The organism is Nocardia miyunensis NBRC 108239, assembly GCF_001613065.1.
GTDB lineage: Bacteria > Actinomycetota > Actinomycetes > Mycobacteriales > Mycobacteriaceae > Nocardia > Nocardia miyunensis.
The window spans coordinates 144,641-166,339 of the sequence record NZ_BDBQ01000009.1; the positions used below are offsets into that span (position 1 = coordinate 144,641).

Annotated in this window: 19 protein-coding genes and 1 pseudogene; 11 read left to right on the forward strand and 9 right to left on the reverse strand. The window is 68.6% G+C overall.

The window, feature by feature from the left end; genetic code table 11:
• Window positions 1-232 precede the first annotated feature (232 nt).
• Window positions 233-1,411, forward strand: coding sequence for a sigma-70 family RNA polymerase sigma factor (locus NM2_RS05140; protein WP_067664580.1), 1,179 nt, complete (start codon window positions 233-235; stop codon window positions 1,409-1,411).
• 28 nt (window positions 1,412-1,439) lie between these two features.
• Here NM2_RS05140 and NM2_RS05145 read toward each other — a convergent pair whose 3' ends face one another.
• Window positions 1,440-2,387 carry a hypothetical protein gene (locus NM2_RS05145; protein WP_245717850.1) on the reverse strand — a complete coding sequence of 316 codons (948 nt, stop codon included), beginning with the start codon at window positions 2,385-2,387 and terminating at the stop codon, window positions 1,440-1,442.
• 292 nt (window positions 2,388-2,679) lie between these two features.
• Between NM2_RS05145 and NM2_RS05150 the strand changes: the two genes are divergently transcribed.
• Both NM2_RS05150 and NM2_RS05155 read left to right on the forward strand, forming a co-directional pair.
• Entirely contained in the window at window positions 2,680-3,888 is a 1,209-nt protein-coding gene (locus tag NM2_RS05150) for an MFS transporter (protein ID WP_067664670.1), read from the forward strand.
• Between the two features lie 65 nt (window positions 3,889-3,953).
• A complete protein-coding gene (locus NM2_RS05155; protein WP_067664672.1) occupies window positions 3,954-4,499 on the forward strand; it encodes a GNAT family N-acetyltransferase in 546 nt (181 codons plus the stop codon).
• Between the two features lie 211 nt (window positions 4,500-4,710).
• On the opposite strand, the gene NM2_RS05160 is transcribed toward NM2_RS05155, so the two are convergent.
• Both NM2_RS05160 and zapE read right to left on the reverse strand, forming a co-directional pair.
• Complete coding sequence (locus NM2_RS05160) at window positions 4,711-5,520, reverse strand: tyrosine-protein phosphatase (protein ID WP_067664582.1); 810 nt, start codon at window positions 5,518-5,520, stop codon at window positions 4,711-4,713.
• Window positions 5,521-5,629: 109 nt separating this feature from the next.
• On the reverse strand, window positions 5,630-6,649 hold the full coding sequence (gene zapE / locus NM2_RS05165) for a cell division protein ZapE (protein WP_067664584.1): 1,020 nt from the start codon (window positions 6,647-6,649) through the stop codon (window positions 5,630-5,632).
• Window positions 6,650-6,684: 35 nt separating this feature from the next.
• Here zapE and NM2_RS05170 point away from each other — a divergent pair, with 35 nt between their 5' ends.
• From NM2_RS05170 to NM2_RS51360, 5 genes and pseudogenes are all read left to right on the forward strand, one after another.
• Window positions 6,685-7,458, forward strand: a complete 774-nt coding sequence (locus tag NM2_RS05170) for a pyrimidine reductase family protein (protein ID WP_067664586.1) — start codon at window positions 6,685-6,687, stop codon at window positions 7,456-7,458.
• Window positions 7,459-7,490: 32 nt separating this feature from the next.
• Complete coding sequence (locus NM2_RS05175) at window positions 7,491-9,050, forward strand: alpha/beta hydrolase (protein WP_067664588.1); 1,560 nt, start codon at window positions 7,491-7,493, stop codon at window positions 9,048-9,050.
• Window positions 9,051-9,197: 147 nt separating this feature from the next.
• Window positions 9,198-10,553: a glycosyltransferase family 87 protein gene (locus tag NM2_RS05180; RefSeq protein WP_174575602.1), complete on the forward strand. Its 1,356-nt coding sequence runs from the start codon at window positions 9,198-9,200 to the stop codon at window positions 10,551-10,553.
• A 433-nt stretch (window positions 10,554-10,986) separates the two neighbouring features.
• On the forward strand, window positions 10,987-11,430 hold the full coding sequence (msrB, locus tag NM2_RS05190; RefSeq protein WP_157120885.1) for a peptide-methionine (R)-S-oxide reductase MsrB: 444 nt from the start codon (window positions 10,987-10,989) through the stop codon (window positions 11,428-11,430).
• 98 nt (window positions 11,431-11,528) lie between these two features.
• Window positions 11,529-11,729 (forward strand): annotated as a pseudogene (locus NM2_RS51360) (hypothetical protein); the annotation flags it as partial.
• A gap of 32 nt (window positions 11,730-11,761) precedes the next feature.
• Here NM2_RS51360 and NM2_RS05200 read toward each other — a convergent pair.
• On the reverse strand, window positions 11,762-12,109 hold the full coding sequence (locus NM2_RS05200) for a DoxX family protein (RefSeq protein ID WP_067664593.1): 348 nt from the start codon (window positions 12,107-12,109) through the stop codon (window positions 11,762-11,764).
• 49 nt (window positions 12,110-12,158) lie between these two features.
• Between NM2_RS05200 and NM2_RS05205 the strand changes: the two genes are divergently transcribed.
• Window positions 12,159-12,530 carry a winged helix-turn-helix transcriptional regulator gene (locus NM2_RS05205; RefSeq protein ID WP_245717851.1) on the forward strand — a complete coding sequence of 124 codons (372 nt, stop codon included), beginning with the start codon at window positions 12,159-12,161 and terminating at the stop codon, window positions 12,528-12,530.
• A gap of 375 nt (window positions 12,531-12,905) precedes the next feature.
• On the opposite strand, the gene hemQ is transcribed toward NM2_RS05205, so the two are convergent.
• From hemQ to hemE, 3 genes are all read right to left on the reverse strand, one after another.
• Window positions 12,906-13,601 carry a hydrogen peroxide-dependent heme synthase gene (gene hemQ / locus NM2_RS05210; protein WP_067664597.1) on the reverse strand — a complete coding sequence of 232 codons (696 nt, stop codon included), beginning with the start codon at window positions 13,599-13,601 and terminating at the stop codon, window positions 12,906-12,908.
• A 178-nt stretch (window positions 13,602-13,779) separates the two neighbouring features.
• Window positions 13,780-15,129 (reverse strand): protoporphyrinogen oxidase, encoded by a 1,350-nt coding sequence (locus tag NM2_RS05215; protein ID WP_067664599.1) that lies wholly within the window; start codon window positions 15,127-15,129, stop codon window positions 13,780-13,782.
• A 256-nt stretch (window positions 15,130-15,385) separates the two neighbouring features.
• A complete protein-coding gene (gene hemE, locus NM2_RS05220; protein WP_067664601.1) occupies window positions 15,386-16,465 on the reverse strand; it encodes a uroporphyrinogen decarboxylase in 1,080 nt (359 codons plus the stop codon).
• A 312-nt stretch (window positions 16,466-16,777) separates the two neighbouring features.
• Between hemE and NM2_RS05225 the strand changes: the two genes are divergently transcribed.
• Both NM2_RS05225 and NM2_RS05230 read left to right on the forward strand, forming a co-directional pair.
• The gene (locus tag NM2_RS05225; RefSeq protein WP_067664676.1) at window positions 16,778-17,329 is read left to right on the forward strand and encodes a DUF3000 domain-containing protein; all 552 of its coding nucleotides are present in this window, start codon (window positions 16,778-16,780) and stop codon (window positions 17,327-17,329) included.
• A gap of 23 nt (window positions 17,330-17,352) precedes the next feature.
• On the forward strand, window positions 17,353-18,651 hold the full coding sequence (locus NM2_RS05230) for an HRDC domain-containing protein (protein ID WP_067664602.1): 1,299 nt from the start codon (window positions 17,353-17,355) through the stop codon (window positions 18,649-18,651).
• A gap of 98 nt (window positions 18,652-18,749) precedes the next feature.
• On the opposite strand, the gene dxs is transcribed toward NM2_RS05230, so the two are convergent.
• Entirely contained in the window at window positions 18,750-20,639 is a 1,890-nt protein-coding gene (gene dxs / locus NM2_RS05235) for a 1-deoxy-D-xylulose-5-phosphate synthase (RefSeq protein ID WP_067664604.1), read from the reverse strand.
• A gap of 455 nt (window positions 20,640-21,094) precedes the next feature.
• On the reverse strand, window positions 21,095-21,699 hold a 605-nt coding region (locus tag NM2_RS05245), incomplete at its 5' end, for a class I SAM-dependent methyltransferase (protein ID WP_169816102.1).

Consider the following 21,699-nt stretch of genomic DNA (forward strand, 5'->3'; position numbering starts at 1 on the left):
CGCCCGGACGCGTGGCGGGCGCCAGAAGCGAGTGCCCGATACCGAGCCGAGCGGCAAACCCGAGAACCCGCCGAAACGGAGCGACACCAGCAACACCGTTCGCGGCCCGTCTCGCCGCTCGGACGCGTGGCGGGTACGAGGAAAGAGTGCCCGACACGAGGCCGAGCGGCGAGACTCCGGGGGCCGCGAACACGCCGGAGCGAAGCGGAGGCCGAAGATACAGGTGGTGAGGATGAGCCGGACCGTGGACGGGCATACCGGCGTGCCCGACGACCTGCGCGAGACCGTCACCTTCGACCTCGAGGAGATCGACGAGACGATCGCCGCGATGGCCGCCGAGCAGGCACAGGAGCGTCCACGCGACGGCGAGTTCATCACCCAGCGACTGGGCCTGGACGGCGAACGCCCCGAGACGCTCACCCTCATCGGGGCCCGATACGAACTGTCCCGAGACCGCGTGCGCCAGTTGTACACTCGCGCCGTCGGCCAGATGGTCCGGCGGGTACAGGCCACCGGCCTGCCCGACACCGCGATCTTCGCCGCGCGCTATCCGGTCGGCTGGGGTGATCAGCGGCTGGTGCGGACCCTGCTCGGCGAGATCTACGCGACCGATACCGATATCGCCGGACAGGATCTGGCCTATCTGCGGCTGCGCCTGGCCGGGCACGCCCTGATGGACGCGAAACGCGTGGCGGGCTTCGTCTTCCAGCAGATCGCCGGATGGCAGCAGCGCGGCCGCTGGCACGCCGTCCCGCGATTCACCGAACCCGTTGCTGGGCAGTTGATCCCGTTGATCCGGCGCACCGACTGGGCGAGCGGGGATCCCGCCCCGCTGCCGGAACTGCCGCTGACCACCGTGGACACCGCCGACGACGCCCGCGGCTCGATATTCGCCGAGAAGCTCGGTCGCGAAACGAGTTTCGACACGGCCCTGGAGGCGCGGCTGCTGCGCATGCTCGACGAGAGCGAACAGGTCGCCGCCTACACCGAACGTCCACTCGCCGTCGATTACCACCTCGACGAGATCGACCGGGTGCACTACCCCACCGCCGCCGCCCGGCTCACCGACGGGCGGGCGCTGCTGATCGATGTGGTCCCGCTGGCCCGGATCGCGGTGTACGGCAACCGGGTCAAGCTCGCGGCGGCCCGCGCCGCGGCGCACGAACGCGGCTGGGGTCATCTGGTGTTCACCGGAAGCCGGATGGGCGAACCGGACCTGCGCGCACACCCGGTCCCCGCGCACGCGGAGAACATCCTGCGCAACCGGCTGGCCGAAGGTCCCATGGACTGGGCCGAATTCCGCCGCTACCGCGACGAGACCGACATCCAGCTCACCGATCTGAGCGCGATGGCGCTGCGCCACGGCTGGCGCTGGGAGCGCGGCCCGTTCCGGCTGACCCGCCAGGGCTGACCAGCCGGAACCCGTTCCCCCACAACACTCATCGCAGGATCATCGCCGAGCCGATGAAGGCCACGATGACCAACATGGCGAAACAGGCGATCAACTGCCAGTGCATCATCGCCGTGCGCTGGCGCTCGACGGTCAAGCGCAGCGTGGCATCGATCCGGCTGTGATCGGCGAGTCGCCGGCGCGCGCCGTCGAGTTCCTCGGCGACCTGCTCGGCCCGTTCGAGCCGGTGCATGAGCTTGTGCACCTGTTTGGCCTTGTCCCGAGTAGCCTTGCGCGCCAGGGCCAGTGCCGTGCGCTGATTCACCAGTTCCTGACGCTGCTGCGCGATCACCGCGGCCTGGGCCCGGGTGTGCTGCTCCCACGTACTCACCGTCGCCCAACCTCCTGCGGTCTCGTCGCGATATCCGAAGGCAACCTGCGCGGCGACCCACTCCTGCATGAAATCCCGCACGGTCCACGCCTGTTCGCGCGGTTGTGCGAGTCCGTTCGCACCGGCCTCGAGCAGGCCGGACACGACCCGGTAGGCACAGCCGTCGGCCGCGAAGTCGTCCACGGCCAGACCCGGCACCTGTGCCACCCAGAATCCGGGCGGGCACAGCCACAGCACCTCGTCGACGCCGACCGCCCGCAACCGGGCGGTGCGCTCGACCGCGAACCCGACATGGACCGGCGCGCTGCACACTTCGATCGCGCATATCCGAGATCCGCTGCGCCACAACAGGCCTGGGGTTTGCGCCCCGACCGGCTTGTCGACTTCGGCGTCCTCGGCGCCCTCGGCCAGCAGCCGTCCACGCAACCAGTACTTGAACCGCTGCACATCCCAGTGGCAGTCGCCGCAGCCGGGCTCGCGACACCGCTCTCCCGGCTGATGTCCGCGCGGATTCGGTTCCACCACAGGAAGATCCGCGGGTTCAGCCGCGGTCAGCAGTAACGCCTGCCCCGCCCCGGAATCGATATGTCTCTCACGTTCAGCCATGCCCGCACCTCGACGCTCGGCCCCGGCACGTGCCGGTGGTCCGGCCGTACCCACTGCCCGCTCGCTACGCTCGCCCATGCGATCCACTGCCCCTACACCGTGCACCGGCGGCACGTCCGAAACCGCCCCCTCTAGAGTGCCGTAAAGATCGGTAATCGGCACCGCGTCCTGCCTACTTTCGTTATGCAACCGGGAGCCGCGCGTGATCATGAGACCCGCGCGGGGCGCCGAACGGTCTCGGCGAAGGGATTTCGACCTTGGCGCGCCCAACCCCGCCCGCTACGCTGCGCTGGTGACCCCCACCGAATACACGAATGTATCGTCGCCGCTCCGCGCCGCGCGGGTGGCCAATTCGGTGGCCTTCGCCCTACAGGGTTTCTTCCTGGCCGTGATCCTCACCGAACTACCGCAAGCACAATCGCGTTTCGGTCTGAGCGACACGCTGATCCTGGTCGCGGTGGTGGTTATCTCACTGCTGGCCGCGGTGGGAAGCGTTGTGGCCGAACAGCTTGCCGTGCGGTGGTCCAGCCGGGTGACGCTGCGGATCGGACTCGGGCTGATCGCGGTCACCGGAGTGCTCATCGCCGTCGCCCCGGACAAGGCCGTGCTGTTCGCGGCGCTGAGCGGGTACGGCGTCGCGGTCGGCATCGTCGACGCGAGCACGAATATGCAGGCGGTGTTCATCCAGCACGGATACGGGCGGTTCGTGCTGTCGTCGTTCTACGCCGCGTGGAGTGCGGGATCGATTCTGGGCGCGCTGTTCGTCTCCGGATGCGAGAAGGTCCACATCACCTGGACCGAGGCGGTATTCGTCTCGGCGATGGTGGTGCTGGTGGCCGGGTTCGTGTTCGGGCCGCGGCTGCTGGGCACCCGCCAGGCCGAGGCCGAACCCGCCGAAGCCGAGCACGCGGCCATCGTCCCGTTGCGGGCCTATCTGGCGCTGGGCATCGCGATGGCGCTGGTGTTCGCCATCGATCTGGCGGTCGGCAACTGGTCGGCGCTGTATCTGAAGAACGAGCTGCTGTCCTCCTCGGCGACCGCGGCGCTGGCGCTGGCCGCCTACCAGGGCGCCTCGCTGCTGACCAGGCTGACCGGCGATCTGTGGGTGCGGCGGTTCGGGCCACGCGCGGTCGTGCTCGTCGCCGCCGCGATCGGTGTGGTCGGGCTGGTGGTCGTGGTGGGCGCGCCCGGACCGACGGCCGCGCTGATCGGATTCCTGATCGCCGGAATCGGGCTGCCCGTGATCGCCCCGCTGTGTTTCAGCGAGGCCGGGCGACTCACCGGCGGCTCCGGACTCGACGCGGTGATCGCGCGACTGAACCTGTTCAACTACGCGGGCACGCTGATCGGCGGCGGCGTGGTGGGCGCGGTGTCGGACATGTCGAGTCTGCGCATCGGATTCGTCATACCGCTGCTGTTCGCCGCCGCGCTGGTGCTGTTCGCCCGCACATTCCACGCACGCACCGCCGCGACGGCTCGGGAATCGGGCGAATCGGCCTGACCCGCACGCCGCCGCCCCGGCGGGCGCGCTGATGTGATGCGATGGATCACGTGAACGACGACACGATGGTCACCGTCGACCGCGCCGGCCTCTGGGACGCGGAGGCCATCTCCGACGTCGCGGCCGCCACCTTCCCGCTCGCCTGCCCGCCCGGGCTCGCCACCGCCGATATCGAGACCTATATCGACGAGGCGCTCTCGGACGAACGGTTCGGCGACTATCTCAGCGATCCGAATCGCACGGTACTCAAGGCCGTGTCCGGGGGGCAGATCGTCGGCTACACCATGCTCATCGCGGGCGAACCCACCGATCCGGCCGTGGCGCGGGCCGTGGACCTGCGGCCGGTACTGGAGATCAACAAGATGTACGTGCTGTCCGGCCACCACGGCAGCGGCGTATCGACCGCCCTGATGACCGCGGCCCTGAACCACGCCCGCGACAACGGCTACGCGGGCGCGTGGCTCGGCGTCAACCAGGACAACGCCCGCGCCCAGCGGTTCTACGCCAAACGCGGGTTCCGCACCGTCGGCACCCGGACCTTCACCGTCGGCGCGACGGTATGCCACGACTACCTCATGCAGCAGGCCCTGGAGCCTGCCGAATCAAGCTGAATCCGTTTCGGACAGAGCAGCTTTACCCGCTGGACGCACGAACGGCCCGACTGCGCACGGGACGTGTGCCGGCCGCTCGAGGCGACTACGCCCGCGCAGCCGACACCGCGATCGCCCGGAATTACGCCACCACCGGCACGGCCTTCCCGATCAGTGCGGCGGTTCGGCCTTCTGCGCGGATCGCGACTTCAGGTCGTGCGCCACCGCCTGATCAGTGCAGCAGTTTGGTCTTCAGCGCGGAGATATCGGCATTGCTCAGCTGCAGTCCCTGGTGGAGGTAGTTGTCGAAGTTGCCGTAGGACTCGTCGACCTGGTCGAAAGCCGCGTCGAGTTCCGACTGGGCCACGCCGTTCGCCATATCGCCGTCGCGGGCGTCGCGGTAGTAGTTCGACAGCAGGTAGTCGTAGTCGACGGTCTCGCGGTCCACGCCCAGGGCGGTCAGCAGCACCGCGGACGTCCAGCCGGTGCGGTCCTTGCCCTCGCTGCAGTGGTAGAGCACCGCGCCGTCGGAGGTGCGGGCGATGTCGTGCAGAACGGCGGCGAAAGCCTCGCTCGCACCCGGCGCGGTGATGAACGCACGGTACATATCGGGACCGGCGGACAGGCTCGAGACGAGTGCCTGCGGCGATGCCTGGCCGATGACGTCGTTCCAGGTCTCGATCGCACCCGCGGGCACCCGATCCGGGGACAGCATGCGCTCGTAGGAGGTCCGCAGATCGTGGATGGCACGGACCTTGCGTGTGGTCAGGGCGGTGAGGTCGGCATTGGTCGCCTTGGCCAGCGCACCGGTGCGGTACACCAGGCCGGTGCGGACCGTGCGGCCGTCGGCGGTGCGGTAACCGCCGATGTCGCGGGCGTTGAGCACACCCTGTAGCGGCACAGCGCGCTGGACGGTGGTGTCCACGACCGCGGTGGTCGCCGGGGGCGGGTCGGCGGCCAGGGCGGAGCCCACCGCGGGGCCCAGGCCGATGGCCGTACCGGCGGCCAGCGCCGCCACGACACGAATCGAACGATGGACCATCACAGCTCCGATCTGCTCGGGACGGCGGCCCGATCTCGGCCGCCACCATCCTGGACGACCGTCCAGAATTTGCGGTACGCCCGCCAAGGTACCCCGGGCCGCCGCTCGATCAGCCCGCGGGCACCTCGTACCGAGAGAGCGCGAGCAGCCGGGAAATCGCCCGCAGATACTTCTTGCGATAGCCGCCGTCGAGCATCTCCTGGGAGAAGATCGCGTCGAGTTTGGCCCCCGACACCGTCACCGGAATTCCCGCGTCGTAAAGCCGGTCGGCCAGAACCACCACGCGCAACGCCACCGCCTGATCGGTCACCTCGTGCACGCCGGAGATGTACACCGCGCTCACCCCGGAGATCAGCGCGCCGAAGCGCGAGGGGTGCAGGGTGCTCAGATGTCGCAGCAGCGCGTCGAAGTCGTCGAGGGTGGTACCCGGTGTGGCCGCGGCCTTCTCGGCCAGCAGTTCGGGCGCGGTCGGTTCGGGCGCGGGCGGCAGATCGCGGTGCCGGTAGTCGGGGCCGTCCACCCGCACCGTCTCGAACAGCGAACCCAGCTTCTTGATCTCCCGCAGGAAGTCCTGTGCGGCGAAACGGCCCTCGCCGAGCTGACTGGGCAGCGTGTTGGACGTCGCCGCGACCGAGACCCCGCGCGCGGTCAGCTCGGTCAGCAGCCGCGAGACCAGGGTGGTGTCACCGGGATCGTCGAGTTCGAACTCGTCGATGCACAGCACACTGTTGCTCGCCAGCCGGTCCACCGCGTTCACGAAGCCCAGCGCGCCCACCAGGTTGGTGAGCTCACCGAAGGTGCCGAACGATTTCGGCGCGGGCGAGGCGTGGAAGATCGAGGCCAGCAGGTGCGTCTTGCCGACGCCGAATCCGCCGTCCAGATACAGGCCCGCGCCCTGGACGTGCTTCTTCTTGCCGAACAGGCTCTTGCGGTTCGCGGCGGCGTGGATCGAGTCGACCCGCCCGGCGAAATCGCGTGCGGAGCGCACGGCCGCGGTCTGACTCGGCTCGTTCGGGTCGGGAATGTAGGAGTCGAAGCTCACTTCGTCGAATGTGGGCGGGGGCACCATCTGGGCGATGAGTTGATCGGCCGGAACTTCCGGATGGCGATCGACGAGGCGTTGCTGCACCCAAGTAGCGTACTGACGTGGTGTGATCGGACCTTATGCAGCGTGTGCCCAATGCGATCCAGTTCACAACACTCGGGCCCGACGAGCTCGTGCGGCTCTACGCCTATCCGGCCTCGATCGAATCCCCTTGGATTCGAGTCAACTTCGTCACCAGCATCGACGGCGCGGCCACCGTGGACGGAAGGTCGGGTGCGCTGGGCAGTCCGGCCGACCGCACGGTGTTCGAGATCCTGCGGGATCTGGCCGATGTGGTGCTGGTCGGCGGGGGAACCGCACGTCAGGAGAACTACGGCGGCGCGCACACCGATGCCCACCGCCGCCAGCGGCTGTACCACCACGGCCTCGGCGGCAGCCCGGACGGCTCACCGCCCCCGATCGCGGTGGTGACCGCGAGCGCGTCGCTGGATCCGGCCGGACGGCTGTTCACCGACACCGCCCGCCCGCCGATGATCCTCACCACCTCCATGGCGCCGCCCGACCGCAAACGCGCGCTCGCCGACGCCGGCGCGGAGGTGATCGAATGCGGCGAGACCACCGTGACCGCACCGGATATTCGCGCGGCCCTCGCACGACGCGGATTGCTGCGGGTGCTGTGCGAGGGCGGCCCCTCGCTGTTCGGCGACCTGATCACCGCGGGCGTGGTCGAGGATCTCTGCCTCACCGCATCACCGCTGCTCATCGGCGGTACCGCGGGACGAATTGCGGTGTCCCCCAAGGCGTCGCCCACTCCGATGACGTTGCGTCACGCACTGCTGGACGACGACGGCACGATCCTGACCCGCTGGGAACGCGCCCGCACCCAAGGCTGAAAGCGCCCGCCGGACCTGGCAGGCTGTATCGCATGCGCAGGACTCGAGCCGCACTGCTGGCATCGTCATCGCTGACGATCCTCCTCACCGCCGCCTGCGGCGCCGGCCCGTCCGATCGTCCGGGAATCGCCGAGGTCCGCCCGCATTCCGGCGGCGCGGCCGCCACCACCACACCGGCCCCCGCACCGCCGCCGTCGGCCGAGGCGCCCAAGACGGATCTGGGCTGGCACGACTGCGCGGCGGCCACGTTCAACTCGCTCGGCCTGGGCGCGCCACCGGCCGGAGTGATCTTCGAATGCGCCGACTATTCCACCCCGATCGATGCCGGGGGCGCGGTGCTGGGCACCTTCCGCAATTCCGCCGTGCGTGCCCGTCTGCCGCGAACCCCCGCGAACGCCGCGCCGCTGGTACTCACCTCCGGTGCGGACCGCTCCTCCACCGCGACACTCGCCGGGCTGGTCACCGGCCCGGCCTCCGCGGTGCTGGCCGACCATCCGATCGTCGCGGTGGACCGGCGTGGCGTCGGTAGTTCCCAGCCGATCAACTGCCTGACCGACGACACCCGGCGCAGCCTCGCGGACAACGACCAGTCCGCCGGAGGCAACCAGATCGACGCGATGGCCAAGGTCAGCCAGGACGCCACCATCGCCTGTCAGGACTTCCTGCAGCCCTACCAGGGCACCTTCGACGCCGGGCACGCCGCCGACGACATCGATCAACTGCGCAGGCAATGGCAGGTGGACCACATCGCGCTGCTGGGCGCCGGCGACGGCTCGCGGGTGGCGCTGGCCTACGCCGCCAAGTACGGCGATCGTCTGGCCCGCCTCGTGCTGGACTCCCCGGTGGCCGCCAACGCCGACTCGGCCACCCGCGCCGAACAGCGCGTGAAAGGCTCCGAGGCCGCGATCACCGCATTCGCCCAACGCTGTGCCGCACTGAACTGCTCGCTCGGCAACGATCCGCGTGGCGCGATCATCGCACTGGTCAACCGCGCGGCCGCCGGGCAACTCGGCGGCATCTCCGCGAACGCGCTGCTGACCGCCGTCTCCGGATTCCTCACCGAACCCCGGTCCGATCAGGCCAATCACACCGCCGACCTGGCCGACGCGCTGTCCGCGGCGGGTCGCGGCGACAACGGTGCCCTGAACCAGCTGATCGGCCGGGAATCGGCCGCCACCGACTCCGACGGGCAGTTCGTCTCGAACTGCAGCGACAACCAGAAACCGGCCACCCCCGACCGGGTGAAACAGCTCGAAACCGCTTGGGCCAAGCAGTATCCCGTCTTCGGCAAGGCCGCGGCGATCGGCCTGATGGCGTGCACGGCCTGGCCGACGCCGAATCCGGCGCAGTTGCCCAGCACGTTCGACCTGCCGACCCTGATCCTGGGCAACGACGCGAATCCGGTCGCGGGCAGCGACGCGCGTCCCTCGGTCACCGGCGCGCTCGGCGCGGCGGGTGCGCGCACGTCCACCGTCACGTGGCAGGGCTGGGGTTACCCGGTGTTCACCCACTCGGCCTGCGTGCAGCAGAACCTGGTCGGCTACCTGAAGGATGCGACGTTGCCCGCCGACGGCACGGCCTGTCCCGCCTGACTCCGCAGCCCCGGCGAAACGACCCGGCGCGTAGTACGACCCCGAGGCCGCGAATCATGCCCCCGAAGCGCGCGGAGGCGGCGGCGAAGAGACGGTTTCGGCGGGTCCGAGCAACGGTCCCGGTACTTTCCGGTGTACCGTGCCCCAGTGTTCCTTCGTCAGCTCGAGCCGCGCACCGCTCGTACGACCTCCGAGGTCCTGAACTTCGCACTATGGCCTTTCGCGGTCATGACCGTGTTGCATCAGGTCATCGTCAAGGCGACGAACTTCAACATCACCGACGACTTCGGACCGGTCTACAAGGCGTCCCTGGCGTTCCTGAACGGACGGCCGATCTACGCCGAGAACTTCAACCTGGTCGACCCGCACTACCTGTACCCGCCGAGCGGCACGCTGCTCATCGCGCCGCTGGCGATCATCGACCCGGACAAGTCGAAATGGTGCTTCGACGGGCTCAACGCCGTCGCGATCCTGATCGCCTGGTATCTGTTGCTCAAACTGTTCAAGCTGAGCATCAAGTCGTACGCCGCGCCGCTGCTCATGCTGCTCATGTTCTCGTCCGAAACAGTCATCAACACACTGGCTTTCGGCAATGTGAACGGATGCATCCTGCTCGCGGAAGTCGCCTTCATCGCCCTGCTGCTCGCCCGGCGTGAACTCTGGGCCGGTGCGATCATGGGTTTGGCGATAGCCGTGAAACCGACGATCGCCCCGATGTTGCTGATACCGCTGATGCGGCGGCAGTGGAAAGTCTTCCTGCCCGCGCTCGGCATTCCGATCGCACTGACGGCCATCGCGCTGCCGCTGATCAAGGACCCGATGGACTATCTGCATCGGACCCTGCCGTACTCGATGCAGGCCCGCGACTACTTCAACAGCTCGATTCCGGGTACGGCCGCCTACTGGAGTCTGCCCTCGCCGCTGGTCTGGGGCATCCGCATCGGCATGGGCGTACTCGTACTGATCTCGCTGTGGCTGCTGTACCGGTACTACCGCAACGACGAACTGTTCTTCATCTGCACCAGTTCCGGCATCCTGCTGCTGGCCGAATTCCTGATCAGCGGGCTGGGTCAGCAGTACTACTCGATGCTGCTGTTCCCGTTCCTGATGACGGTGGTGCTGCGCAATTCGGTGCTGCGGAACTGGCCCGCCTGGCTGGCGATATTCGGCTTCACCACCTTCGACAAGTGGCTGCTGGACCACTGGCAGAGCGTGGGCCGGGATATCGAGTACCTGCGGATCACCTTCGGCTGGGGACTGTTGCTGTTCGTGACGTTCTGCGTACTCGGCGATCGGTATCTGACCGCGCGCCGGGAGGGACGCCTGGACTCCGGGATCGACCCGTCGTTCCTGCTGACCGACCGCAACACCGCGACCATGCCCGACGCTCCGCGCCCCCAGCGAACCCCGGCCCCGGATACCACCACCGCGACGATCGCTCCGGCCGACCCGGACGACGAGCAGCCCGCCGCCGCACCGGACGAGGCCGGCGTCCTGCGCTGAGCGGATCGCCGGAGATCGCTGGACAAGTGGCGACCGCCACCGAAAAATCATTACAACCCGCAGTTCCGAGTTGTCCGGTCCGCACTACTGTGACCCGGGCATTCACACCACACACCTGGGAGCTGCAGTGTTGTCGAAAATCGTCGGGGTAAGCGCACTATCCATCGGGCTCGCGGCCGGTTTCACCGGTGCCGCCGGTGCCGATCCGATCGTTCCGGGACCTACTTCGGTCGGGCCGTTCACTCAAACGGGTGAGCCCACCGGTAGGGCCGCGTGTGATCAGGCATCGATCGATACGGGCAACTTCAGCGCCTGCTTCGAGTACCCGGATGGCAGCGGGAACTGGTACTACACCCCGAGTAACTGAGGTCGACCGAATCGCACCGCGTCGTCGCGGCGGCGCGGTGCGCCGTCGTCTCATTAGAATCGGGCTATGAGTTCCGAGTCCGAGACATCGCTGCCCGCACCCAAGATCGTGCTCACCCCGCAGGAATGGCGGGCCAAGCTCAGCCCGCAGGAGTACGCGGTGCTGCGGGAAGCCGGTACCGAACGACCCTACACCGGCGAATACACCGATACCGAGACCGCCGGTGTATACGAATGCCGGGCCTGTGGCACGGAACTGTTCCGCAGCACCGAGAAATTCCATTCGCACTGCGGCTGGCCGTCGTTCTTCGATCCGGCGGATTCGGATGCGGTGCTGCTGCGCGTCGACGACTCACTGGGTATGCGCCGGGTCGAGGTGCTGTGCGCGAACTGCCACAGCCACCTCGGCCACGTCTTCGAGGGGGAGGGATACCCGACCCCGACCGACAAGCGGTACTGCATCAACTCCATCTCGCTGCGCCTGCACCCCGCGGACGGCCCTACCAGCTGAAACACCGCTTCCGGGCGCTGAGCCGACCGAGCGGACATGACGTGTCACCGAAGGTTGGAGAAGGTGGCATCACTTTGGAGTTCACCTTCGGAGAACTGACACAGCATCGCGCGGTCTCCTACTACGGCAACCAACACCGCCTACTACGCCGAGTCACCCTCGCCGGCGATGTCCCCGTCGACATCCACGGCCAACCCAGCACCTCGCTCAGCGGCGCCGAGGCCTACCCCACTGCGAGTCAGGAGGATCCGATCTCCAGGCGGAAAACTACGAAAGACCAGGCGACACAGAACATTTGATCAACCACCGTTCTCCGGTACGGGTTGTCGACTCAGGCAACGAGAACGAGCGCGACTGAAGTCACGATCGAGAACGCGAGGAAGACCACGGCTCCCAGCATGTTCCGGTCGCCGCTGCGGATGTGCGCGATGATCGCGCCGCCGAAGTAGAGCACCAGTCCGATCGCGGCGGCGATCGCGAAGAGCGGGAACCAGATGCCCCCGATGAGACCGACCGTCGCGGCGATCTGCAGGCTCCCGAGCACGGTGAGCTGGGAAGTGGTGAGATGGACCGCTTCCGCGAATCGGCGTATCCACGCTGGGCGCACGAACTTCATCACTCCGGACTGCAACATCGCCAGAGCGAGCAGGACGGACAGGATCAGGGCTGCGATATGCATGATGGCAACGCTAGAAATCCGATAGGTACCCTTTGGTAACCTTCGGACTGTGAGCCCACCTGCCGGAATCATGTTCATGTCCGACTGTCCTGCGCGCACAGCACTCGAGATCATCGCGAACAAGTGGTCCGTAGTCACCCTGTACGCGCTGGCAGACGGCCCCAAACGGCACAGTGAACTTGTCGCTCTGTCCGGCGGGATCTCCCGGAAGGTGCTGACCCAGACCCTGCGCCGCCTGCAGAGCAACGGCCTCATCGATCGACAGCGGTACGCCGAAGCGCCCCCACGGGTGGAATACAGCCTGACCCCGCTCGGCCGGACACTCCAGGAGCCGATAGCGATGCTGACGGAGTGGGCGCAGACGTACGGAGAAGCACTCGTCGACTTCCAGGAATCGACAGACACGAACCACACGCACTAGGTTCCAGACCGAAGGCTTCGGCGTGTCGTTGATCGACACGCCGAAGAGCGCTCGATTGTCGTGCAGGTTTTCGCGAACGAATTCAGGCTGATCGTCCGTGATCTACGCGGCCTCTCAGTGATTCCCGCGACGCCCTGTCGAACACCAATCCTTCCTCTGACCAGCCGAAAAAGCCGCACTCACCGGTCAGGCGGCCCGCCGACGTTCGGTCGGATACTGCATCAACTCGATCTCGCTGCGCCTGCACCCCTCGGACGACGCAACACACTGAGACGACGGGGGAACAGTACGGCTCGGGACCGGTACCGCGCATGACCCGATTTACCGGGGCTCGCGATGCATGACCCGAACCGGTATGCGGCGGGACGCGATCGATCAGGGCAGCGAGGCCATCAACTGCTCGAGTTCGACGCGCGGACCGGTGAAGAACGGAATCTCCTCGCGCACATGCCGCCTGGCCTCGGTGGCCCGCAGATCGCGCATCAGATCGACGATGCGATGCAGTTCGGGCGCCTCGAACGCCAGGATCCACTCGTAGTCGCCGAGCGCGAACGCGGGGACGGTGTTGGCACGCACGTCGGGATAGTCGCGGGCTTCCTTACCGTGGTCCGCGAGCATCTTGCGGCGCTCGGCGTCGGGCAGCAGATACCAGTCGTACGAACGGACGAACGGGTAGACGCACAGGTAGTTGCCGGGGTCCTCACCGGCCAGGAAGGCCGGGATGTGGCTCTTGTTGAACTCTGCCGGGCGGTGTACCGCGGCGTTGCTCCACACCGGAGCGCTGGCCCGGCCCAGTTCGGTGGTGCGGCGCAGGTCGGCGTAGGCGGCCTGCAGGGCCTCGATACTGTCGGCGTGCCACCAGACCATGAAATCGGCGTCGGCGCGCATGCCGGCGACGTCGTACAGGCCGCGCACGACAACGCCCTTGTCGGCGAGACCGTCGAAGAACGCGCGCGCCTCCTTGGTCGCCGCCTCACGGTCCTGTCCCAATACCCCGGGCTGCACCTGGAACACCGAGAACATCAGATACCGGATGGTCGAATTGAGCGCCGCGTAATCGAGTCGTGCCATACCCCCTATGGTGCCACTGCGGGTCGTCCCGCCACGCAGCCGCACCGCTTAGCGGGGGAAACGCCGCGGATATCGAGTGCGGATCCGGCTACGGGGTGCGGCAATCGGATAGTTGTGGACTTGTAATGCCATGTGTGCCAACGTTTTCCGCATGACGACACCCGCGATCGGCCTCGGTTCAGTTCGTTCGCCCCGCGAGAATCCGCTCGGCGGCGGCGGTCCCCGACGCCGCGCAGGCCGGGACCCCGACACCGTGCAGGTAGGCACCCGCCACGGCCAGTCCCGGCACCGCCGCGACGGCCGATTCGATCGTGGAGACGAGCTCGGTGTGCCCGGGCGCGTATTGCGGCAGGCCGCCGCGCCACCGCTGGACCGCGGCGGTGACCGGCCGCACCGGGATCCCGGTGACCGTCGCGAGATCCTCGGTCGCGGTGGCGATCAGCTCGGCATCGGACAGCGCCAGCAGGCTGTCGTCGCCGAACCGGCCGAACGAGGCGCGCACGACCGCGACGTCGCGGCCGGCCAGATGCGGCCACTTGCGACTGGAGAGCGTGAAGGCCTTGGCCCGCAACGATTCTCCCGTGGCGACCAGGATGCCCGAATTCTCCGGCAGTGGCGTGTCCACCGGCAGGGCAAGTGCCACCACCGCCGAGGAGGACAGCTCGATCCGCGCGGCCGCGCCGGCGGCCTCGGGCACGACCGAGTCCAGCAGATCGGCGGTGACGGGCGCGGGCGTGGCGAGGACGACCGCGTCGCACTCTCCCACCGGTTCCAGCCGCCAGCCGTGCGAGGTGCGGGTCAGATCCTTTGCGGTGGTATCGATGTCGAGTTGCGGGGCCGCCGCCGCCAGCAGCGCGTCGAGCAGGACGCGGTAACCGTCGCGGATGCCGCCGAAGACCGGTGCGGTCGATGGCGGCGGCAACGCCCGCGACACCGCCTGCGACAGATTCGCCGCGCCCGCGTCGAGCGTGGCGGCCAAGCCGGGCAGTGCGGACCGCACCCCGATCGAATTCGCCAGTCCCGCATAGACTCCGCCCAGCAGCGGCTCGACGCTGCGGCTCACCACCTGTGCGCCGAATCGCTCGGCTACCAGCTCCGCCACCGAGATGTCGCCGCCGGGGGCCCAGTGCAGCGGTCGGGCCGGTTCCTCGGCGATCTGCCGCAGCGTCGCCTCGTCGACCAGTCCGGCCATGGACTCCGCCTGTGCGGGAATGCCCATCAGCGTGCCCGTCGGCAGCGGATGCGCCGTGCCGCCGGACCAGATCAGCGGCCGAAGCCCGGAGGGATGTACCAGCTGGTCCTCGAGGCCCAATTCGCCTAGCAGAGCGGGGATTTCGGGCCGTCGCCCGACGAACGCCTCCGCCCCCAGATCCACCGGCCCGCCCGCGAGCGTACCGGTGTGCAGTGTGCCGCCGATCCGTTCGCGCCGTTCCACCAACACCAGCTCCAGCTCGGAGCCCAGCACCGCCCGCAACCGATAGGCCGCGACCAGACCGCTGATCCCCGCACCGACCACCACGACCCGCATCGACCACTCCTCACCACACCGGCGAACCTGCCTCACCCAGCCCGTACCGAACCTACTCGGCGAACCGGCCGCCCACCGCAACGGTCACCCGACTCGTAGCTTGCCGTGACGTTCGTCTCGCACAGCGCAACCGGACGGACATTCGAAACACCGATCTCCCACCGTGCGACCGAACCGCATAGGTCCCTCGCATCGGATATCACGGCGACAGTGCTCGCTTGTCCGGTACGAGTGCGCCTGCCGCGGGCCCGGTTCCCTACACCGGCAAGCTGTGGATCAGGTCGACGGCGGCGGTGAGCGCGCCCGGATCGGTATCAGGCAGGACGCCGTGACCGAGGTTGAAGATATGGCCTGCCGCGCCGAGGGTGATCGCCTCGTCCGCCTCGTGGGCGATGCGGCGCACCTCGCGCTCGAGCACCTCGGGCCCGGCGAACAGCGTGGCGGGATCGAGGTTGCCCTGCAACGCCTTTCCGGGGCCGACGCGGCGCACGGCCTCGGTCAGCGGGACGCGCCAGTCCACGCCGACCACATCGGCTCCGGCCTCGCCCATCGCGCCGAGCAGTTCCCCGGTGCCGACGCCGAAGTGGATGCGCGGCACGCCGGGTCCGGCAATCGCGGCGACCTCGGCGAAGACCCGCTCCGAGTGCGGCAGGACGAATTCGCGGTACTGCGCCAGCGAGAGCGCACCCGCCCAGGAGTCGAACAACTGCATCGCGTCCACCCCGGCGGCCAGCTGCGCGCGCAGGAATTCGATGGTGATATCGGTGAGCACACCGAGGAGCTCGTGCCAGATGTCCGGTTCGGCGAGCATCATGGCCTTGGTCCGCTCATGATTCTTACTGGGCCCGCCCTCGACCAGATACGACGCGAGAGTGAAAGGGGCACCGGCGAATCCGATCAACGGAGTGTCGCCGAGCTCGCCTACCAGCAGCCGCACCCCCTCGGCGATCGCACCGACCTCCTCGTGCCGCAGCCGCGGCAGCGCCCGCACATCGGCGGTCGAGCGCACCGGATCGGCCACCACCGGTCCCACACCCGACACGATGTCCAGGTCGATCCCGGCCGCCTTGAGCGGAACGACGATGTCGGAGTACAAGATCGCCGCATCCACACCGTGCCGCCGAACCGGCTGCATGGTGATCTCACAGACCAGCTCCGGATCGAAACAGGATTCGAGCATGCCGACCCCGGCACGCACCTCGCGGTACTCCGGAAGCGACCGCCCGGCCTGTCGCATGAACCAGACGGGACGCCGCTTCGGGCTCGCCCCGGTAGCGGCGGCGAGAAGCGGTGCGTCGGACAACCGGCGGCGTGTTGGTGTGCTCATCACCGCCATCGTATGCGACACCCCGCTCCTACCCAGGTCCCGGAGGCAACAACATCCCATCCGGCCTATACCAGCAACACCAGCCTCAACTCGGACACACCCGACCTCGTTGTCCGAATGCAACCCGGTTTGCGGGGAGCCATCGGGGCGCAGCGAACCCGCCGCAGGGAAGCGGAGGCCGAAATACGGCGCGCCTCCGGTCTTGCCGGGGGGTTCGGGGATAGGTTCACATTCGTGACACCGCTCGACTTCCGCGACGGCGCCGCACCGACCCCGGGCCCAGCCGGCGAACCCGCCCAGTTTCGCGCCGCGGTCGATGCGATGGGCACCGCTTCCGTGCACCCCCGGATCGAGCTTGCACCGATTCGGCCGCCGCAACGCCTGGCCCCGTACTCCTACGCCATCGGCGCCGAAGTCACGCACCCGGACACCAACGTGATCCCGGTCGATTCCGAGGACGACGCATTCGGCCGGTTGATCCTGCTACACGATCCGAACGGCCAGGACGCCTGGCACGGGGTGTTCCGGCTCGTCGCCTATATCCAGGCCGACATCGATGCGGCGCTGGCCGGGGATCCGCTGCTGCCGGAGGTGGCCTGGAGCTGGCTGGTGGACGCGCTGGAATCGCGCGGGGAGTCCTTCACCGCGCTGGGCGGCACGGTCACCTCCACCAGTTCGATCCGGTACGGCGATATCGCCGGGCCGCCGCGGGCCTATCAGCTAGAGTTGCGCGCCTCCTGGACGGTGGACTCCACCGAGCTCGCACCGCACGTCGAGGCATTCTGCGAAGTGCTGGCCTATGCGGCCGGTTTGCCGCCCGCGGGCATCACCCATTTGCCTCCGCGTCCGCAGAATACCGACGACCAGTTCTGACCGGCGACGTAGAGTTCTGGGCTATGTCAGTTGCCGACGAATCCGCGAAATTCCAGGGTGAGGACCGGGACGATGCCGCCGTCCCGTTGCTCGAACCCGCCGAGGGCGTGCCCCCGGTCACGGATACGGCGCGGGCCGTCGAAGAGGTCGCGGCGCGATTGGCCGCCGGTACCGGACCACTGGCGGTGGACGCCGAGCGCGCCTCGGGCTTCCGCTATTCCAATCGCGCCTATCTGATTCAGTTGCGCCGCAAGGGTTCCGGCACCGTGCTCATCGATCCGATTCCGGTGACCGATGCGCTGGGGCCGCTGGCGGAGGCGATCAACGATCTGGAATGGGTACTGCATTCGGCCGATCAGGACCTACCCGGGCTGGCCGAACTCGGTTTACACCCGGCGAGGTTGTTCGACACCGAATTGGGCGGGCGTCTGGCCGGATTCGAGCGGGTGGGCCTGGCCGCGATGGTGGACAAATTACTCGGCCGCGAGTTGCGCAAGGGGCACGGAGCTGCGGATTGGTCGACCCGTCCGCTGCCCGCCGACTGGCTGAACTACGCCGCACTCGATGTGGAACTGCTGCTGGAACTGCGCGACGCGGTCGCCGAATCACTCCGCGAGCAGGGCAAATTCGATTGGGCCGCACAGGAATTCGAGCACGTCCGAACGATCGAGCCCAGCGCGCCGAAGCCGGATCGGTGGCGGCGCACCTCGGGCATCCACACCCTGCGCCGCCCGCGCCAGCTCGCGGTGGTGCGCGAGTTATGGGCCACCCGTGACGATCTGGCCAGAAACCGGGACATCGCCCCCGCGCGGATCCTGCCGGATTCGGCGATCGTCGCCGCGGCGGCCGCGGATCCGAAGAACATCGCCGCCCTGCGCGCCCTGCCGGTCTTCGGCGGCCCCCGCCAGCGCCGGTACTCCCGGGACTGGCTCGGTGCGGTGGAACGCGCACGCGCCCTGCCCGATTCGGAACTTCCCCCCCTCAGCCAGCCCTTCGACGGCCCGCCGCCGGTGAACCGCTGGGAGCGGCGCGATCCGGTCGCCTCGGCCCGGCTCACCGCCGCCCGCGCCGCCATGGGCGAGCTGTCGACGCGCTATTCGGTTCCGGTGGAGAATCTGCTGACCCCCGACCTGCTGCGCCGCCTCTGCTGGGACGGGCTGCCCGAATTCCGTTCCGGCACAGTACCGGACGACCCGGCTCGCGCCATCGACGACTATCTGACCGCCTGCGGGGCCCGGCCCTGGCAGCGCGAACTGGATGTGGCTCCCCTGGCCGCGGCCCTGTTCGCCACCGAGCCCGCACCGCCCGCCCGCGACCGATGAGAACGCGGCTGACCAGCTGACAAGGCCGACCGTTCGGCTTGTCCCGGACGGTGCGGTTGCGGCGGGGCCGTGCTCGTGCCCCGTCGCGGACCGGCTGCTCAGACCCCGCCCAGCCAGGCGGTGATGCGCTGCGCGATGTCGGGGGCGGTGAGGCCGAGCTCCGTGTGGATCTGCGCCCGGGAGGCGTGGTCCAGGAACCGTTGCGGCACACCGATATCGCGAGTGGGCACGTCGATTCCGCCGGCGCGCAACCGCGCGGAGACCGTGGAGCCGATGCCGCCGTGCACGCCGCCGTCCTCCAGGGTGACCACCAGGCGGTAGTTCTCGGCCAGTTTCATGACGGTGTCCGAAACCGGCAGGACCCAGCGCGGATCCACGACGGTCACCGAAATCCCTTCCGGCGCCAGCAGATCCGCGACCTGCGTCGCGGTCCGCGCGAAGGGACCGACCGCGACCAGCAGGACGTCACCGTGCACGGTCTGCGCCGAACCGCCCTCGGGCATCCGCAGCACGTCGACCCCGTCCAGCCGCTCCACCGCGGAGATGTCCTCGGCGACAGGGCCTTTGGGGAATCGCAGCACGGTCGGGCCGTCGGCGACGGCGAGCGCCTCGGCCAATTCCTCCCGCAACGTCGCCGCATCACGGGGCGCGGCGACCCGGATGCCGGGCACGATGCCCAGCACCGACAGATCCCACATGCCGTTGTGGCTGGCGCCGTCGTCACCGGTGACACCGGCGCGGTCCAGTACGAGCGTCACCGGCAGCTTCAGCAGTGCGACGTCCATCACCAGCTGATCGAACGCGCGGTTCAGGAAGGTGGAGTAGATCGCCACGACCGGATGCATCCCGCCCAGCGCCAGACCGGCCGCCGAGGTGACCGCGTGCTGTTCGGCGATGCCGACGTCGAACATCCGATCCGGGAAACGCTCCCCGAACGGGGTCAGCCCCGTCGGACCGGGCATGGCCGCGGTGATGGCCACCACGTCCTCGCGCTGTTCGGCCTGACGGATCAGCTCCTCGGAGAAGACCGAGGTCCAGCCGACCGAACTGCCGCCCTTGGGCTTCCCGGTCTCGGGGTCGATCGAGCCGATCGAATGCATCTGATCGGCCTCGTGGTCCTCGGCGGGTTGATAGCCGCGGCCCTTCTGCGTCACCACGTGCACCACGACCGGACCGCCGAAATCCTTGGCGCGCCGGAACGCGGCCTCGAGTGCGACGGTGTCGTGGCCGTCCACCGGACCGAAATATTTCAGGCCAAGATCGCTGAACAGCTCCTGCGGCGCGACGGCGTCCTTGATCCCGGCCTTGAGCGCGTGCAGCATCGAGTAGGCCGAGCCGCCGACCCTCGGAATCCCCTGCACGAACCGTTTGGTCGCGTCGAGGGCCTGTTCGTAGGCGGGCTGCATGCGTAGTGCGCCGAGCCGATCGGCCAGGCCGCCGATGGTGGGCGAATAGGATCGGCCGTTGTCGTTGACGACGATCACCACCGAGCGGTCCTGCCCGGCGGCGATATTGTTCAGCGCCTCCCAGCACATGCCGCCGGTGAGCGCGCCGTCGCCGACCACCGCGACGACGTGGCGGCGCTGTTTGGTCAGCGCGAACGCCTTCGCCAGACCGTCGGCGTAGGACAGCGAGGCCGAGGCGTGCGAGGACTCGACCCAGTCGTGCGCGCTCTCGACGCGGCTGGGATAGCCCGACAGGCCGCCCTGTTTGCGTAGCCGGTCGAAGCAGTCCTTGCGGCCGGTGAGCATTTTGTGCACGTAGGCCTGGTGGCCGGTGTCGAAGATGATCGGGTCGGCCGGGGAGTCGAAGATCCTGTGCAGCGCGATGGTCATCTCCACCACGCCCAGGTTCGGCCCCAGATGGCCGCCGGTCACCGCGACCTTCTGGACCAGGAACTCACGAATCTCCCGCGCCAGCTCACTCAATTCCGGTGCCGTCAGCCGGCGCAGGTCCTCGGGCGTCTCGACCCGGGAAAGCACTCCCACCGCTATCGCTCCCTACTCCGGAGGTGTCGTCTGTTCCGAACAGTCTACGGAGCCATCCGGGGAACCGATGACCGGAACAGCGACCTGCCCGCGACACACCGGCGATCCGTTGGCTGCGTCACACCGGATTCGACGCCGACGAGAGGCGCGGCCCGGACGAAGCGGACACGGCGGGATCACTGCTCACGTACAGGATCACGCACCGCCGCACCGAGACACCGAGGTGACCCGATCACCGAAGCGACGCACTTCACACTTTCGGCTCGTCGTCGACACGCGGCGGCCCTGCCGACCAGACAGTGCGCCGCTGCCGCGCACACCGATCCGCACCGGCCGGGCCGTGACCACCGACAGCTTGCGCACCGCGTGACCGGACGTATGCCGCGACCGCGAACACCGGTCCGCGCCACCGGAATCGACGGCCGCGTACGCGACGACGGTCGAGCGGGACACGCTCAGGCCTCGAGCGGTTCGAGCAGCGCCAGACATTCGACGTGATGTGTGGCGGGGAAGGCATCGAAGGCGCGCAGGCGGGTGGGTGCGTAGCCGTGCGCGCGGTAGAGCGAGATGTCGCGGGCGAAAGCCGCGGGATCGCAACCGATGTGCACGATGCGCGCGGGCCGGGCTGCGGTCAGCGGGGTGATCACCGTCTTGCCCGCACCGGCTCGCGGCGGGTCCAGGACCACGACATCCGGCGCGGCACGGGTGATTCCGTCGCTGAGCCAGCGTTCGACGCGCTGCGCGTCCAGGCTCACCCACGGCAGGTCGGCGAGCGCGGCGGAACCGTCCGCCACGGCCGTCCGCGCCGACTCGACACCGGACACCGCGCCGTTCGACCCCACCGCGGACCCGATCCGCGCGGCGAAAACACCTGCGCCGCAGTATAGATCCCAGGCCCGCATCCCCGGCGACGGATCCGCCCACTCCGCGACGACATCCGAATAGCATTGCGCCGCACCGCGATGCGGCTGCCAGAACCCGGCCGCCGAAACCTCCCACCGGCGCCCGGCCACATACTGCACGGCCCGGCCGGTTCCCTCGACGATCCGCTCGTGCCGTG